At 70.2% G+C, this 14,946-nt stretch carries 17 protein-coding genes and 3 tRNA genes; 6 read left to right on the plus strand and 14 right to left on the minus strand.

The window, feature by feature from the left end:
- Positions 1-46 precede the first annotated feature (46 nt).
- From DEJ11_RS00770 to DEJ11_RS00785, 4 genes are read right to left on the minus strand one after another with little or no spacing between them, the layout of a single operon-like run.
- Positions 47-244 carry a hypothetical protein gene (locus DEJ11_RS00770; RefSeq protein WP_035809337.1) on the minus strand — a complete coding sequence of 66 codons (198 nt, stop codon included), beginning with the start codon at positions 242-244 and terminating at the stop codon, positions 47-49.
- 10 nt (positions 245-254) lie between these two features.
- Positions 255-797 (minus strand): dihydrofolate reductase family protein, encoded by a 543-nt coding sequence (locus tag DEJ11_RS00775; protein WP_111022379.1) that lies wholly within the window; start codon positions 795-797, stop codon positions 255-257.
- 33 nt (positions 798-830) lie between these two features.
- Entirely contained in the window at positions 831-1,151 is a 321-nt protein-coding gene (locus DEJ11_RS00780) for a hypothetical protein (protein ID WP_146250041.1), read from the minus strand.
- 17 nt (positions 1,152-1,168) lie between these two features.
- Positions 1,169-2,164 (minus strand): SDR family oxidoreductase, encoded by a 996-nt coding sequence (locus DEJ11_RS00785; protein WP_031260052.1) that lies wholly within the window; start codon positions 2,162-2,164, stop codon positions 1,169-1,171.
- A gap of 99 nt (positions 2,165-2,263) precedes the next feature.
- On the opposite strand from DEJ11_RS00785, the gene DEJ11_RS00790 reads away from it, so the two are divergent.
- Positions 2,264-2,923, plus strand: a complete 660-nt coding sequence (locus DEJ11_RS00790; RefSeq protein ID WP_111103293.1) for a low temperature requirement protein A — start codon at positions 2,264-2,266, stop codon at positions 2,921-2,923.
- Here DEJ11_RS00790 and DEJ11_RS00795 read toward each other — a convergent pair.
- Genes DEJ11_RS00795 through DEJ11_RS00810 form a run of 4 tightly spaced genes read right to left on the minus strand, consistent with a single transcriptional unit; the run spans position 2,895 to position 5,318 of the window.
- Complete coding sequence (locus DEJ11_RS00795) at positions 2,895-3,656, minus strand: YqjF family protein (RefSeq protein ID WP_258375344.1); 762 nt, start codon at positions 3,654-3,656, stop codon at positions 2,895-2,897. The two genes, DEJ11_RS00790 and DEJ11_RS00795, sit on opposite strands and share 29 nt — an antisense overlap.
- Entirely contained in the window at positions 3,653-4,486 is an 834-nt protein-coding gene (locus DEJ11_RS00800) for a nitroreductase family protein (RefSeq protein ID WP_111103294.1), read from the minus strand. Before DEJ11_RS00800 ends, DEJ11_RS00795 begins: the two co-directional genes overlap by 4 nt.
- A gap of 3 nt (positions 4,487-4,489) precedes the next feature.
- Entirely contained in the window at positions 4,490-4,870 is a 381-nt protein-coding gene (locus DEJ11_RS00805) for a hypothetical protein (RefSeq protein ID WP_111103295.1), read from the minus strand.
- 10 nt (positions 4,871-4,880) lie between these two features.
- Positions 4,881-5,318, minus strand: a complete 438-nt coding sequence (locus DEJ11_RS00810) for an Lrp/AsnC family transcriptional regulator (RefSeq protein ID WP_017887694.1) — start codon at positions 5,316-5,318, stop codon at positions 4,881-4,883.
- Between the two features lie 245 nt (positions 5,319-5,563).
- Here DEJ11_RS00810 and ddaH point away from each other — a divergent pair, with 245 nt between their 5' ends.
- Both ddaH and rocD read left to right on the plus strand, forming a co-directional pair.
- The gene (gene ddaH, locus DEJ11_RS00815; protein WP_071245287.1) at positions 5,564-6,472 is read left to right on the plus strand and encodes a dimethylargininase; all 909 of its coding nucleotides are present in this window, start codon (positions 5,564-5,566) and stop codon (positions 6,470-6,472) included.
- Positions 6,472-7,701 carry an ornithine--oxo-acid transaminase gene (gene rocD, locus DEJ11_RS00820; protein ID WP_111045596.1) on the plus strand — a complete coding sequence of 410 codons (1,230 nt, stop codon included), beginning with the start codon at positions 6,472-6,474 and terminating at the stop codon, positions 7,699-7,701. Before ddaH ends, rocD begins: the two co-directional genes overlap by 1 nt.
- A 107-nt stretch (positions 7,702-7,808) precedes the next feature.
- Here the strand turns inward: rocD and DEJ11_RS00825 are convergent, their stop codons facing one another.
- Both DEJ11_RS00825 and DEJ11_RS00830 read right to left on the minus strand, forming a co-directional pair.
- Positions 7,809-8,801: an NAD-dependent epimerase/dehydratase family protein gene (locus tag DEJ11_RS00825; protein ID WP_111103296.1), complete on the minus strand. Its 993-nt coding sequence runs from the start codon at positions 8,799-8,801 to the stop codon at positions 7,809-7,811.
- A gap of 58 nt (positions 8,802-8,859) precedes the next feature.
- Positions 8,860-9,504, minus strand: coding sequence for a hypothetical protein (locus DEJ11_RS00830; RefSeq protein WP_111040158.1), 645 nt, complete (start codon positions 9,502-9,504; stop codon positions 8,860-8,862).
- 205 nt (positions 9,505-9,709) lie between these two features.
- Between DEJ11_RS00830 and DEJ11_RS00835 the strand changes: the two genes are divergently transcribed.
- Positions 9,710-10,720 (plus strand): aldo/keto reductase family protein, encoded by a 1,011-nt coding sequence (locus DEJ11_RS00835; RefSeq protein ID WP_071404504.1) that lies wholly within the window; start codon positions 9,710-9,712, stop codon positions 10,718-10,720.
- 140 nt (positions 10,721-10,860) lie between these two features.
- Here DEJ11_RS00835 and DEJ11_RS00840 read toward each other — a convergent pair.
- The 3 genes from DEJ11_RS00840 to DEJ11_RS00850 all read right to left on the minus strand — a co-directional run bounded on the left by DEJ11_RS00840 (position 10,861) and on the right by DEJ11_RS00850 (position 11,144).
- Positions 10,861-10,933 (minus strand) — tRNA-Phe (locus DEJ11_RS00840).
- A 1-nt stretch (position 10,934) separates the two neighbouring features.
- A tRNA-Asp gene (locus DEJ11_RS00845) sits at positions 10,935-11,011 on the minus strand.
- 60 nt (positions 11,012-11,071) lie between these two features.
- A tRNA-Glu gene (locus tag DEJ11_RS00850) sits at positions 11,072-11,144 on the minus strand.
- A gap of 258 nt (positions 11,145-11,402) precedes the next feature.
- Here DEJ11_RS00850 and DEJ11_RS00855 point away from each other — a divergent pair.
- Both DEJ11_RS00855 and DEJ11_RS00860 read left to right on the plus strand, forming a co-directional pair.
- Positions 11,403-12,680, plus strand: coding sequence for a M23 family metallopeptidase (locus tag DEJ11_RS00855; RefSeq protein WP_111103298.1), 1,278 nt, complete (start codon positions 11,403-11,405; stop codon positions 12,678-12,680).
- Positions 12,681-12,714: 34 nt separating this feature from the next.
- Entirely contained in the window at positions 12,715-14,166 is a 1,452-nt protein-coding gene (locus DEJ11_RS00860; protein ID WP_146248609.1) for a C40 family peptidase, read from the plus strand.
- A 235-nt stretch (positions 14,167-14,401) separates the two neighbouring features.
- On the opposite strand, the gene DEJ11_RS00865 is transcribed toward DEJ11_RS00860, so the two are convergent.
- The gene (locus DEJ11_RS00865) at positions 14,402-14,893 is read right to left on the minus strand and encodes an inorganic diphosphatase (protein ID WP_027467055.1); all 492 of its coding nucleotides are present in this window, start codon (positions 14,891-14,893) and stop codon (positions 14,402-14,404) included.
- Between the last annotated feature and the right edge of the window lie 53 nt (positions 14,894-14,946).

Below are 14,946 nucleotides of genomic sequence, written 5' to 3' on the forward strand. Positions count from 1 at the left end.
CCCGTGTGGGAACCCGACCTCTTCTGCTCGCGAAGTGCCCCGAGGATCAGTCCTCGGCGTCACCCGCGTCTTCGTCCTCGACGCCGGTCTCGTCCATGCGGTCGCGCAGGTGGTCGGCCATCGCGCCGGCACCCTCACCGGCGTGGTCGTGGTCGACCTGCTCGATCAGGCCCTGCAGCTTCTCGTGGTTCGTGGCATCGGTGGCACCGTCCATGACGGGCTCGGTCTGCTCGTTGTCGCTCATGCTCCGGACGCTACGCCGCGGTTGCTGCGGAACGGTAGTGGAGCTCGACCGCCCCGCCGTCGAACTGCGTGGTGCCGACGAGCTCGAACACCGGGGTCGGTGCGGCCACCGGCAGCAGGGGCGCTCCGGCGCCGAGCGCGACCGGCATCACGGTGACCCGCAGCTCGTCGAGGATGCCCGCCTGCTGGTACTGCGCCGCGAGCAGTCCGCCGCCGACGACCCAGACGTCGCGGCCGTCGGCCACGCGCTCGAGGTCGGCCTGGTGGTCGCCGACCTCGCCGGAGACGAAGCGCACGTCGGCACCGTCCGGCACCGGTAGGTCTCGCGTGGTGAACACCCACGTCGCCAGGTCCGGGTACGCCCACGTGTCGTCGTGCTCGAGCAGCCACTCGTACGTCGTCGACCCCATCGCGATCGCGCCGACGCCCGCGTAGAACCGGTCGTGGTGCTCCTGGAACGGTTCGAAGCCGAACTGCAGCAGCCAGTCGAGGTCGTCGTCGGGCGCGGCGACGAAGCCGTCCAGCGAGGACGCGACGGAGTAGATCGTGCTCATGCCGGGGACGCTATCGAGCACCCCCGACAGGACTCAGCGGCGCCCTCCGCGACCGACGACCGCTGCCTCTGCGATCGCCAGGACGGCGGCGATCCAGAGCTGGTCGACCGCGAACCGGCGTCGACGCGGATCGACAGCGAGCGGCACCATCGTTGCACCGTGCAGGGCGTCCACGACGGCACTCAGGGTGTGCGCGTTGCCGGAACCCACCCGCGCGACGAGCGTGGCCTGTGCGAGCTGCCGGACCCCGAGCACGCCGTGCAGCACGGCCTGGTCAGACCCTCGGGCCGCACGGCTCAGGTGCCACAGGCCGAGCCCGGCCCGGGCCAGCTCGACGACGGCTGTCCCGCTCACGGTCGACGACCGGCGGCTCATCGTCGGCGTCCCGCGACGAGTGCGACGGCCCCGGCGGCACCGAGCACGGCCCCGATGATGCCGTTGCCGACCCGGCGGTGCTCCACCCACCAGGTCTGCGGGGACCAGGCGTGTGCTGACTCGTCGAAGACGCCGTGCGCGCCGTGGTCGCCCGGAACCGGCTCGTACAGGTTGTCCCGCATCTCGAGGCCGTCCTTGTCCGGTGCCTGCTGCCCGTCGACCAGGGTCTTGGCGGCGTACCAGTCGGCGAAGCGTCCGCTGATCCGGTTGCCGAGGATCGTGTAGACCGTCGACTCGCCCACCCAGGTGCGGCTGCGCGGTCGTTCGGCCACGGCGGCGATGGCCCGGGCACCGACCTCGGGCTGGTAGATCGGGGCGACCGGCTGCGGGTGGTGCGGCAGCTTCGACTTCACCCACTGGAACTGGATCGTGTTGAGCGCGGGCATGTCCACGCGGGACACCTTGACTTTGCTGCCCTGTTCGCGCAGCTCGGAGACGACGGACTCGGTGAACCCGACGATCGCGTGCTTCGCACCGCAGTACGCGGCCTGCAGGGGGATCCCGCGGAACCCGAGCGCCGAGCCGACCTGGATCACGTGCCCACGACCGCGGGGGACCATCCGCGACAGTGCCGACCGGGTGCCGTTCACGAAGCCGAGGTAGGTCACGTGCAGCGCCCGCTCGAAGTCCTCCGGGGCGGTGTCGAGGAACTTCCCGAACACCCCGACCATCACGCCGTTCACCCACAGGTCGATCGGTCCGAGCTCCTGCTCGACCCGGTCAGCCGCGGCTTCGACGGCGTCGCGGTCGGAGACGTCGGCGACCAGGGCCAGCCCGCGGCGCCCGGCGGCCTCGACCTCGGCGACGGCGGCGTCGACGCCCTCCTGCCCGCGGGCCAGGACGGCCACGTCCCACCCCCGCGCGGCGAGCTCCCGGACGGTCGCCCGTCCCAGTCCTGCGGATCCACCGGTCACCACTGCCACTCGAGTCATGGCTCCCTTGTACCTGCGGCGGGCCGTGCACCACTCAGCCGCTGTCCCCCGAAGTCGCCGTACCGAACCACGCACGCACCGATCGGACATCATGGCCAGGTGGAGACCCGAGACCCCGACACCGCCGGCCCCGCCGAGGAGGCGCCGCCCGGTTGGGTGCTCAACACACCGACCCGGCCGCTCGAGGTCTGGACGTACCCGGTCCTCGTGCTGCTCCTCGCCGCCGCACACGTCGCCGTCGGGATCGCCTTCGGTGGTGCGTTGGCGCTCGTCGTCGGGGTGTCCGCCGCAGTGGTGACGACCGTCGGCGCCGTTGCCCTGTTCGTGACGGGTCGGCGCGCGTACGTCGAGCAGACCCGTGTGGCCTCGTGGCGGAGCCACGTCACGCGTGTGCTCGTCGGCGCATCGGCCGCCACCGTCGTCGCCCTGACGACCACCCTGGTCGGGTCCCGGATCGGCATCTTGGTCGGGGTGGGCGCTGCGGTGTTGCTGTACACGACCGCACGCGCGGTACCCCGGCTCGACCACATCGTGGCCGCGTGGGCTGCAGCGGTCGTCGCCGTCGCGTGCGCGGCACTCGCCGTCACCGGACTCACGGTGGAGAGCGTGCCGGAGTCCCTGCGGGCCGCCTGGATCGCCGGTGGCGTCACGGCACTGTTCTCGGCGCTGCTGGCCGTCCACCAGTTCCGGTCTGCTGCCCGAGCACCGCTGGACAGGCCGGAGTCCGCCCTCAGCGCCCCCGACCGAACCGCGTCGTGACCCCCGGCGAGTAGAGCACCGAGTCCGGCTCGAGCTCGGTCAGCCCGAGGGGCAGCCCGGCCGCCCCGACCAGGTCGTCCCGCAGCGACACCACCGAGGCCCGGTGCAACGGCCACGACTCGTGCTCGTTCGGCCAGAACCGCGTCCGTCCGGCCCGGTGCACGTGCATGCCCCACCGCGCCGTCAGGAACGTCTCGAGCGGCCCCGGCTCGTCGAGTGCCTCACCGATCCGGACGTCGAGCATCGACCGCAGGTGGGTGCCGTGCCGACGCATCGCGTACCCCACGCGGCCGTCACCGCTGCGCGACTCCGCGACCGCCCACCGGTACGGCAGCCCGGTCGCGACGCGTGCGCCGATGGTCGGCAGGAGCTTGCCGGCGTCGAGCGACAGGAACACCACCCCGCGCTGCCCCTGCTCGTCGACCGTGTAGACGCGGACGTTCAGCTCGACGAAGTCGCCGATGCTCCCGGTCGAGAACGGCGGGAACCGGGTGTCCTCGAACCGGAACGCGATGAGGCCCACCCAGGTGGTCACCCCGTCGTCGGTGCCGTCGAGCGCCATCGTGTCGGGCCTCGTGCCGGCCGGCAGCAGCGGGGCCACCGCCGACACGTCGACGCGCCAGTGCACGAAGACGACGTCGAGCCAGTCCTGCGAGATCCAGGGGCGGCCCGGCAGGCCGGGGGCAACGGCCTGGAGGCCCGGGGTCACGTGGGTGGGTCGGGTGTCGGTCACGATGTGGTCGCCTCCGGTTCGATGTGGGCTGCGACGGGTGCGTCGTCCCACCCGCGCTGCGGGGTGTCGCAGGTGCCGCGGAACACGTACTGCGAGGGACGCTTCCGCTCGCTCGACGTCCAGTCGATGGCCGGACGTCGTCGTTCCGGGGGCAGGTACCCGATCCGGTAGACGGCCATCAGCTCGAGCGACTCGGGCACACGGAGCAGTCCCTCGATCTCCTCCCACGCGCTGGGGGTCTCCATCGGGAAGGACACGAACTGGATCCCCAGGCCGAGCTCGGTCGTCGCGAGCCAGATGTTCTCCATCGCCGCGCCCATGCTGAACACCGAGTAGAAGCCGGACAGCTCCTCCTTCCGGTACTCGTGGCGGTCGAGCAGCACGCCGAGCAGCAGCGGCGACCCGGCGACGAGCTTCCGGTTCTCCTCACCCAGGGTCTGCGGCACCCGGAGCGTGTTCATGAGCAGCTGCCCGCGCTTCGTGAACACCTGCTTCGTGAACGGCCGCAGCGGCCCGGGGAGCTTGTCGAACAGCATGCCGTCGCGCCGCTCGTCCATCTCGGCCTTCGAGAACCGGAAGTACGGCTTGTACCGCTCGAAGAACGTGCCCTCGGCCATCGTGCGGGTCATCGAGCTGCCGCTGATCTCGGCGACGCGGTCGATCGTCCGGCGTTCCTCGATCAGCACGAAGCGCCACGGCTGGCTGTTGAGCTGCGACGGCGCCCGGCCGGCGAGCTCCATGAGCAGTCGCTGGTGCTCGTCCGACACCGGATCGGGCAGGAACGGCCCGTTCGTCGTGCGTCGTCGTCGGATGGCCTCGAACAGCTCCACTGCTCACCTCTCTGATCGCCTGCGGGCGAGCACGGCCCCCAGGTAGGACGGTGCGGCGGCGACCGCGACCTTCCAGTGTGCTCCGGAGCGCGGGTTGGTGCGTGGAGCGACGGCCAGGGGTACGAGTGCCGGCAGCAGGAACAGTGCGGTCCGGTCGCGCGTCCACGCGGGGGTCGTCGCGGCGACGCCGGTCAGGGTCGCGGTCACGACGAACAGCCCGTGGTGCACGACCCGGAGCTTCTTCGTGCGGATCGGCCGCACGGCGACCGCGGTGCCCCACAGGCAGTTCGCGACGTAGGCGACGCTCGCAGCGGTGACCAGCTGCCGGGCCGGGCGCGATCCCGTGGGTGCCGAGTCGCGCCTCCAGACCGTCTTCCGTCCCATGCGTGGGACGTTACGCGGTCTCTCGACTGACGAGCTTGGAGAGCACGATCGCGGAGCGGGTGTGGTCGACCTGGGGTGCGAGGCGGACCTTGTCGAGCGCCTCCTCGAGCGCGGACAGGTCCTTCGAGCGCATGTGCACGACGGCGTCGGCGCTGCCGGTGACCGTGCCGGCGTCGATGACCTCGGGGACGGTGTCGAGCAGTGCACGCAGCTCGTCGGGCGAGACGGTGCCGCGGCAGTAGAGCTCGACCCAGGCCTCGGTCCCGCGGTCCTCGACGGCGGGGTCGACCTTGATCGTGAAGCCCTGGATGACGCCGTCACCGACCAGCCGGTCGACACGGCGCTTGACGGCCGAGGCCGAGAGTCCGACCACCGACCCGATGTCGCCGTAGCCGGCGCGGGCGTTGTCCCGGAGCTGATCCAGGATGCGGTGGTCGAGCGTATCCATTTGTCCCCATCGTACGCGGACTTGTTGCGAGGCTGGTGGGTCTCGCGCACGAAACGTGCGTCACCCGAACGGGTGTCAAGCCGCCAGAGCCCCGGTACTGCACTTGCCGGACGGTCTGTGGAAGGATCGACTCGGCGTCGACCTGGTCCGCTGCGGTGAGTGAGCCTGCATCTCACCGGAGCTCTTCTCCTCGTTCCGTTTCGGTTCCTGGCAGGCTCGGGCCCCGGTCCCTTCCAGGAGGACTGATGTCGAACACCGCACCCGCCCCCGAGTCCGTCGCCACCCCGGCCCGTGTCGCCACCAAGCGCACGATCCTGATGTGCAAGCCGGACTTCTACACCGTGAGCTACCGGATCAACCCGTGGATGCACCCGGAGGAGCCGACCGACACGTCGAAGGCCGTCGAGCAGTGGGAGTCGCTCGTCGCCGTCTACGAGCAGCTCGGCTTCGACATCTCGTACATCGACCCGATCGACGGCCTGCCGGACATGGTCTACGCGGCCAACGGCGGGTTCGTCCTCGACGGCATCGCGTACGGCGCGAAGTTCCAGTACCCCGAGCGCCAGCCCGAGGGCCCCGCGTACATGGACTGGTTCCGCCAGGCCGGTCTGACCGTCGCCGAGCCGGAGCAGACCAACGAGGGCGAGGGTGACTTCCTGCTCATCGGGGACACCATCTTCGCCGGCACCGGCTTCCGGTCGGACAGCACCTCGCACGACGAGCTCGCGAAGATCTACGGCCGAGAGGTCGTCACGCTCAAGCTCATCAACCCGAGCTTCTACCACCTCGACACCGCGATCGCCGTGCTCGACCCCGAGCCCGCCGTCGACGGGACGAGCAACATCGCGTACCTGGAGAGCGCCTTCGACGAGCCGTCGCTGGCGATCCTGCGCGAGCGCTTCCCCGACGCGATCATCGCCACCGAGGAAGACGCCGCGATCCTCGGTTTGAACTCGTACTCCGACGGGTACAACGTCGTGATCGCCGCCCGGGCTGTCCGGTTCGCCGAGCAGCTGCGGGAGAAGGGCTACAACCCGATCGGCGTCGACCTGTCCGAGCTGCTGCTCGGCGGCGGCGGCGTGAAGTGCTGCACCCTCGACCTGCACCCGGTCGGCACCGGCACCTCGGTCGCGCGCTCGCTCGGGGTCAGCTGATGTCGGCGGCAGCGTCGCTCGGGGTCAACACCGCGGCGGCGCTCGCCGTCGAGGACCGCGCCCTCGCGCACAACTACAGCCCGCTGCCCGTCGTCATCGCGTCGGGTGCCGGAGCGACCGTCACCGACGTCGACGGCAAGCAGTACCTGGACGGCCTCGCCGCGTACTCGGCGGTGAACTTCGGCCACGGCAACCCGCGGCTGCTCGATGCCGCACGGGCGCAGCTCGACCGCGTGACGCTCACGAGCCGCGCGTTCGTCAACGACCAGCTCGGGCCGTTCGCCGCAGCGCTGGCGGCGTTGACGGAGACCGAGATGGTCCTGCCGATGAACACCGGTGCCGAGGCCGTCGAGTCCGCGATCAAGGTGTCCCGCGCCTGGGGCTACCGGGTCAAGGGCGTGCCGGCCGAGCGGGCGACGATCATCGTCGCGTCCGGCAACTTCCACGGCCGCACCACCACGATCATCTCGTTCTCGGACGACCCCTCGGCCCACGATGACTTCGGGCCGTTCACGCCCGGCTTCCGCACGGTGCCGTACGGCGACGCTGCGGCTCTGCGCGAGGCGATGGACGAGACCGTCGTCGCCGTGCTGCTCGAGCCGATCCAGGGCGAGGGCGGCGTGGTCATCCCGCCGGAGTCCTACCTTCCCGACGTCCGCGCGGTCTGTGACGAGTTCGGTGCGCTGTTCATCGCCGACGAGATCCAGTCCGGCCTCGGTCGCACGGGACACACGCTCGCGGTGCAGCGCGTCGGGGTGCGTCCCGACCTCATCACACTCGGCAAGGCCCTCGGTGGCGGCATCGTGCCGGTGTCCGCGGTGGTGGGCTCGCGCGATGTCCTGGGCGTCCTGCGCCCCGGCGAACACGGATCGACCTTCGGCGGCAACCCGCTCGCCGCAGCCGTCGGTGCCGAGGTCGTGGCGATGCTCGGTGAGGGCACGTTCCAGCAGCGGGCCCTCGACGGCGAACCGCTGTTGCGCGGCCTGCTCGACGACCTGCTCGGCAAGGGTGTCGTCTCGCACCGGGTCGCCGGACTCTGGGCAGGGATCGACATCGACCCCGCGCTCGGCACGGGTAAGGCGATCTCGAAGGACCTCGCCGACCGCGGGCTCCTGGTGAAGGACACCCACGGGTCGACGATCCGCTTCGCGCCACCCCTCGTCGTCACCGACGACGAGGTGCGCTTCGCGATCGGAACCCTGGCGGACGTGCTCGCCGCGCGCGCCTGACCTGATCCGCAAAACACCGGTGTTCGCGCGTTGAACCCCCGCATGCCGCGGTGCGGAGCGCGAACACCGGTGTCTTGCGTGCGCCGGCGCGCGTCACCGAGTGCGGCTCACACCGCCCAGCGCGCCGCCAACTCGTCCATCAGGGCATCGAGCCGCTCGTCGACGACCTGCTCCTCGGGGTGCGCCTCGTACCAGGCGATGACCTCGCGCACACCCTGCCGGTAGGTCGTGCGCGGCCGGTACCACGGCACGAGCGACCGGACCTTGCTGTTGTCGAACACCGAGCTGTTCGCCTTGTCGCCGAGCAGCGCCGCGCCCCACTCGGGGTCGACCGCGTTGATCGCGTCCGCCGGCACGTGCGCGATCCGCAGGTCCTCGACCCCGGCCGCCGCAGCGATCTCGTGCGCGATGGCGTTCCACGTCGGCGCCTCATCGCTCGTGATCGTGAAGGGCTCACCGATCGCCTCGGCCCGGTCGAGCAGCCCCGTGAACCCGACCGCGAAGTCACGGCTGTGCGTCAGGGTCCACAGCGAGGTACCGTCGCCGGTGATGATGACCGGCTTGCCGGCACGCATCCGAGCGACCGCGGTCCAGCCGCCGGTCAGCGGCAGCTTCGTCTCGTCGTAGGTGTGCGACGGCCGCACGATGGTCACCGGGAAGTCCTGCTCCCGGTACGCCTCCATCAGCAGCTCCTCGCACGCGATCTTGTCGCGCGAGTACTGCCAGTACGGGTTCTTCAGCGGCGTCGACTCCGTGATCGGCAGGTGCGTCGCCGGCGTCTGGTACGCCGAGGCCGAGCTGATGAACACGTACTGCCGCGTCCGCCCCGCGAAGAAGTCGACGTCGGCCTGCACCTGGTCCGGCGTGAAGGCGATCCAGTTCACGACCACGTCGAAGCGCTGGTCGCCGAGTGCGCCCGCCAGTGCGCTGCGGTCCGACACGTCGGCCTGGAGGCGCGTCACACCCTCCGGGATCGGCCTGCCCCCGGTGGTCCCCCGGTTGAGCACGGTCACGTCGAACCCCTGCTCGACGGCTTCCCGGACGCAGGCGGCGCTGATGACGCCGCTCCCGCCGATGAACAACACGCTCGCTCCGGTCATGGATGCTCCCTCGCTTCCGGCGGCACCGCTCCGTGCCGCAACCCTTTCGATCCTGCACCTACCCGTCGGGGCGGGCACGGAGCACGGCTTCGATCGAAGTGGTGCCCTCAGCCCAGGACGCCGCGTGTGGACTGATCCAGCCGAGCAGTTCGAGTGCGAAGTCGTGGTCCCGCTGCAGGTTCCGCGCGTGGATGGGTTCGTGGTGCGCGGCGCGGTTCCGCACGAAGTGCAGCTGCTGGAGCCGTCGCGCCACCTCGCTCCGTCGGATGCGCAGGTTGTCCGGCCCGTGCGGAAAGGCTCGATGCAGGCCAGGCACCCAGAGCGAGGTGTGGTACCGCGATTCGACGAGGTACCGCCAGAACCCGAAGCTGAGCTCCGCGATGACCCGTCCGTGTACTTCGGGACGTCGACCTTCTCGACCCGCCCGTGCCCGTGCCTTCGCGAGGTCGGCACGCCCGCGGCTGTCGAGTGGTGCGATGTCGAACCAGGGCGGCCCGGTGCGGCTCGATGCCCACGCGCAGAGTTCACGGTCGAGCGCATTGCGAGCGAACACCTCGACGACGCCGGTGAGCTCCATGACTGCCGCCGCGGCTCGCATGTTCCACTCGTAGAGCCGCAGTGCTTCAGTCGACGACCCCGTCCGCCCTGCGTACGAACGGAGCCGATCGGCTGTGATGAGCCGCTCGAGCTCGTCTTCCTGCATCCCGCCTCGCCTGCTAACGTTGTTCACGAAGACCCCGGAACGATCCCTGGCTCAGGCCACATCGCCGGGGTTTCGTCTTTTTCGATCGTCTCTGAAACATCAGCGTACAGGCGTGCACTCGCAGGCCGAGTGCTCCTGGGGGCGACGGGACTACCGTCACGGTTCGGGTCGCACCGACGCGCCCCACGACAGGAGTGACACGCACATGGAGTACCGCTACCTCGGCAACTCGGGCCTCAAGGTCTCCGAGATCACCTACGGCAACTGGCTCACCCACGCATCCCAGGTCGAGAACGACGCGGCGATCGCCTGCGTCAAGGCCGCCCTCGAGGTCGGCATCTCGACGTTCGACACCGCCGACGTCTACGCCAACACCGGCGCGGAGACGGTCCTCGGCGAAGCGCTCAAGGGGGAGCGGCGCCAGTCCCTCGAGATCGCCACGAAGGTGTTCGGGCCGACCGGTCCGAAGGGCCACAACGACACCGGGCTGTCCCGCAAGCACATCCTCGAGTCGATCGACGGCTCGCTGCAGCGGCTGCAGACGGACTACGTCGACCTGTACCAGGCGCACCGCTACGACCACGAGACCCCGCTCGAAGAGACGATGCAGGCCTTCGCGGACATCGTGCGCCAGGGGAAGGTCCTGTACGTCGGCGTCAGCGAGTGGACCGCGGACCAGCTGCGGGCCGGCGCTGCGCTCGCGAAGGACCTCGGCTTCCAGCTCATCTCGAACCAGCCGCAGTACTCGGCGCTGTGGCGGGTCATCGAGGACGAGGTCGTCCCCACCTCGAAGGAACTCGGCATCTCGCAGATCGTCTGGTCGCCGATCGCCCAGGGTGTGCTCACCGGCAAGTACAAGCCGGGTCAGCCGCTGCCCGAGGGCTCCCGCGCGACCGACGACAAGGGCGGCGCGGACATGATCAAGCGATTCATGCGCGATGAGGTGCTGTCCTCGGTGCAGGAGCTGCAGCCGGTCGCCGACGAGCTGAACCTGTCCATGGCGCAGCTCGCGGTCGCCTGGGTCCTGCAGAACGAGAACGTCGCCTCGGCGATCATCGGGGCTTCGCGTCCGGAGCAGGTGCACGACAACGCGGGCGCTGCCGGCGTCACGATCCCCGCGGAGCTCATGTCGCGGATCGACGATGCCCTGGGCGCCGTGGTCGAGCGCGACCCCGCGAAGACGAACGACAGCAGCCCGAAGACCCGCGAGGCCTAGGCAGTCCGCAAAACACCGGTGTTCGCCCGTTGAACACGCGCATGCCGCGGCTCGATGCGCGAACACGGGTGTTTTGCGAGCAGGTCACACCGGCCAGACAACGGAAAAGGCCCCCTGCCGAAGCAGGGGGCCTTCACCGGTGGCTGGACACGGCATCGATCCGTGGACCTTTCGATTTTCAGTCGAACGCTCTACCAACTGAGCTATCCAGCCGTGGCGACCCTGACGGGACTTGAACCCGCGACCTCCGCCGTGACAGGGCGGCACGCTAACCAGCTGCGCTACAGGGCCATGTTGTGTTGTGTCTTGCTGTGGTGTTGTTCAGTACTACTTGCTCGCTCACTCAAGGAGTGACCCCAACGGGATTCGAACCCGTGCTGCCGCCGTGAAAGGGCGGTGTCCTAGGCCACTAAACGATAGGGCCGCAAGCAGTGCATCGCGCTACCGATGGACAAGCATACGGATGCCCCCCGGGTTTCACAAATCCGACCCCGCCAACCGCGCATCCCCGGCGTGTCGCGCCGTCAGCGCACGGGTCTCCGATGCTGTCGGTGCGAGCATCGTCGGCGTCCGCACCCCTCGTCCGAGGGGCTGTCGAGCCTGCGACCCGTGTTGTTACTGTTGCACCTGTTAACAGTGTTACGTGCGTGAGCCTTGCCGCGCTGTTACGAAATCGAGATACATGTCGACCTCCACTCCCTTCTCCCTCCGCTCCCGCAGCCGCCTGATCGCCGCCGCGGTCGCCGTCGCGCTCACCGCCGGCACGCTCGCGGTCCTCGCCCCGGCGTCGTCCGCCAGCGCCGCGAGCTACCCCAGCTGGGACGAGGTGCAGCAGGCGAAGTCGTCGACCAGTGCCCAGCAGGCCAAGGTCAGTGAGATCAAGTCGCTCATCTCGTCGCTGAAGAGCGAGGCCGCTGCCAAGCAGAAGGCCGCGCAGGCCGCGGGCGAGGCGTACCAGGCCGCGCAGAACAAGTACGACGAGGCGACGCTCAAGCAGAAGAAGTTCCAGTCGCAGGCCGATGAGGCCAAGCAGACCGCCGCGCGCTCCGAGGAGCAGGCCGGTCAGCTCGCCGCCCAGCTCGGTCGCACCAGCGGTGACGACGTGACGACGGACATCCTCACGCACCCGTCCGACTCCGGCGACCTGCTCTACGAGCTCGGTGCCATGTCGAAGCTCAGCGAGCAGTCCGAGGGCATCTACGCGCAGGCCTCGCAGGACCGCGGTGTGGCCCAGGGCCTCGCCGACAAGGCCGACCGCGCCAAGCAGGCCCTCGGGGACCTCGCCGACGCCGCACAGTCGAAGATGCAGCAGGCCCAGGGAGCCGCGGACGCCGCACAGACCGCGGTGGACGCCCAGAACGACAACGAGTCCAGGCTCGAAGCGCAGCTGACCGCGCTCACCTCGAAGCAGCGCGGCGTCGAGGCCGACTACCGCAAGGGCGTCGCCGCCGAGAAGGCTCGCCAGGCCCGCCTCGCAGCAGCCGCCGCGAAGGCAGCAGCCAAGGCCGCGGCGACCAGCCAGGGCGGCACCGGTGGCGGCAGCGCCAACCCGGCGGGCTGGGTCCGACCCGCGGGCGGGTTCCAGACCAGCCCCTACGGCTACCGTGTCGACCCCTACACGCACGTCAGCGCCCTGCACGCCGGCGTCGACCTGGCCCCGGCCTGCTACGCCCCGATCTACGCGGCCCACGACGGCACCGTCACCTTCGCCGGCAACGGTGGCGGGTACGGCAACGAGGTCATCCTCGACAACGGCGGCGGCATCTCCACCGCGTACGGCCACGTCGTCGACGGCGGGATCATGGTCACCGCCGGGCAGCACGTCACCGCGGGACAGCAGATCGCCAAGATCGGATCGACCGGCTGGTCGACCGGGTGCCACCTCCACTTCGAGACCCGGATCAACGGCGCTGCCGTCGACCCGGTCCCCTTCATGGCAGCGCGGGGGATCTCGGTATGAGCATCAGCGCCACCAGAAGGCGTCGACCCACGTCATGACCACCTCCGCTCGCTCGTTCTCCTGCGGGATCGCGACCATCGCCGTGCTCGGCATCGGCCTGTCGGTCGTCATCGCCGGACCGGCCCAGGCCGCACCCTCGGGTCCGTCCTGGGACGACGTCAAGGCCGCCAAGTCCGATGCGGCCGACGCCCAGCAGACGGTCGACGAGCTGAGCGACCGGCTCGGCACGCTGCAGGACGCCGCCGACCAGGCCGGTGTCGCCGAGCAGCAGGCCGGGCAGGCGTACGCCCTGGCGGCGTCGCAGCAGCAGGAGGCGAAGGACACCCTCGCCGACCTGTCCGCGCAGTCGAAGCGTGCGAAGGCCCGGGCGGACGACTCTGCCGGTCAGGTCGCCGGGCTCGTGGTCGAGCTGTCCCGCACCGGCGGCGGTGACCTGTCGACGACCATGCTCATGGACTCGTCGGACTCGAAGGACCTGCTCTACCGCGTCGGCACGATGTCGCACCTGTCCGAGCGCTCCGCGACCGTCCTGGCCGAAGCGCGCGCCGACCAGAAGACCGTCGAGTCCCTGGCGGCCCAGCAGTCCGCCGCCGAGAAGGCCCTGAGCAAGGCGACCGAGGCGACGAAGACCACCTTCGCGACGGCCAACGACGTGGCCGCAGGCGCCCAGGCGCGGGTGCAGAAGGAACAGGACCAGCAGGCCGAGGTCCTGCGCCAGCTCGCGTACCTGAAGGGCACGAGCGTCGCGACGGAGACCGCGTACTGGAGCGCGCAGCAGGCGAAGGCCGCCGAGGCCGCCATCGCGAAGCAGACAAACGATGCCGGCACCGGGAACGGCTCCGGCACCGGGAACGCCACCGGCGGCGGCACGAGCGGTGGCAACACCGGCAACACGGGCGGCACCGGCAGCACCGGCGGCGGGACCTCCACCCCGGCCGTGCCGAGCACGCCGTCCAAGCCCAGCACTCCGTCGAACCCCGGCACCCCCGCGAAGCCGAGCACCCCGAGCAAGCCGAGCACCCCCAGCACGCCGAGCAAGCCGGCACCCGCGCCTGCTCCGGCACCGGCGCCCGCTCCGGCCCCGAGCAGCCCCTCGAAGGCCGCCGGCGCCATCGCGTTCGCCCGTGCCCAGCTCGGCGAGCCGTACGTCCTGACCGGCGCCGGCCCGAACACCTGGGACTGCTCCGGCCTCGTGATGATGGCCTACAGCTCGCAGGGCATCGCGACCGGCGGACACAACGTCGTCTGGCAGTACAACTACTTCAAGTCGATCGGCCGCCTCGTCCCGCTGTCCCAGCGCCAGCCCGGCGACATCCTGTTCTACTCGTCGAACGGCACGGCCTCGGGGGCGTACCACGACTCGATCGTGACGAGCTACGGCACCATGGTCGAGGCCGCCCGCCCCGGCGTCGGCGTCGTCGAGCGCGCGATCTGGCTGCCGAACCAGCTCATGCCGTACGTCGCCCGCCCGAGCGGTTCCCTGTAGCCCGCTCCCGCTGTGCCCGTTCTTTCCCAGAGCGGCTGCGGTACCAAGCGAGATCGGGCGTACCTGCACGGATCAACGCACCAGGTACGCCCGTTTCCACCCGGTACGCCCGTTTCACCAGGCGCGCCCACACGCGCCCCCGCCCGCGCACGCCCTGCCCCGCGCGACAGCAGCACCACAGAACGGCGCCCGCCCTCCGGAAGGAGAGCGGGCGCCGTTCGTCGTCAGGGGATCGTCAGTGCGAGCCGGGCACGTACGCGGCCTGACCGGCCTGCACGATGCGCTCGGCCTCGGCGGCGTCGCCCCAGCCCTCGGCCTTGACCCACTTGTTCGGCTCGAGGTCCTTGTAGCGCTCGAAGAAGTGCGCGATCTCGGCCTTCGTCTGCTCCGGCACGTCCGAGATGTCCTGGATGTGCGCCCAGCGCGGGTCCTTGGCGGGGACGACGAGGACCTTCTCGTCGTTGCCGGCCTCGTCGCTCATCTTGAAGACGCCGACGGGGCGGACCTTGACGCCGACGCCGGGAAACGTCGGGAACTCGAGCAGCAGCAGCGCGTCCACGGGGTCACCGTCGTCGGCCAGGGTCTTCTCGAAGAACCCGTAGTCGGTGGGGTAGACGAACGAGGTGAACAGCACGCGGTCGAGGTAGACGCGACCGGTCTCGTGGTCCACCTCGTACTTGTTGCGGCTGCCCTTGGGGATCTCGACGACGACGTCGTACGCGGCCATGTTGCGCTCCTGTGTCTGCTTCGGGGACTGTCGTGTGTTGCGAAAGCGCGGCT

The sequence above is a fragment of the Curtobacterium sp. MCLR17_058 genome, assembly GCF_003234705.2.
Classification (GTDB): Bacteria; Actinomycetota; Actinomycetes; order Actinomycetales; family Microbacteriaceae; genus Curtobacterium; species Curtobacterium flaccumfaciens.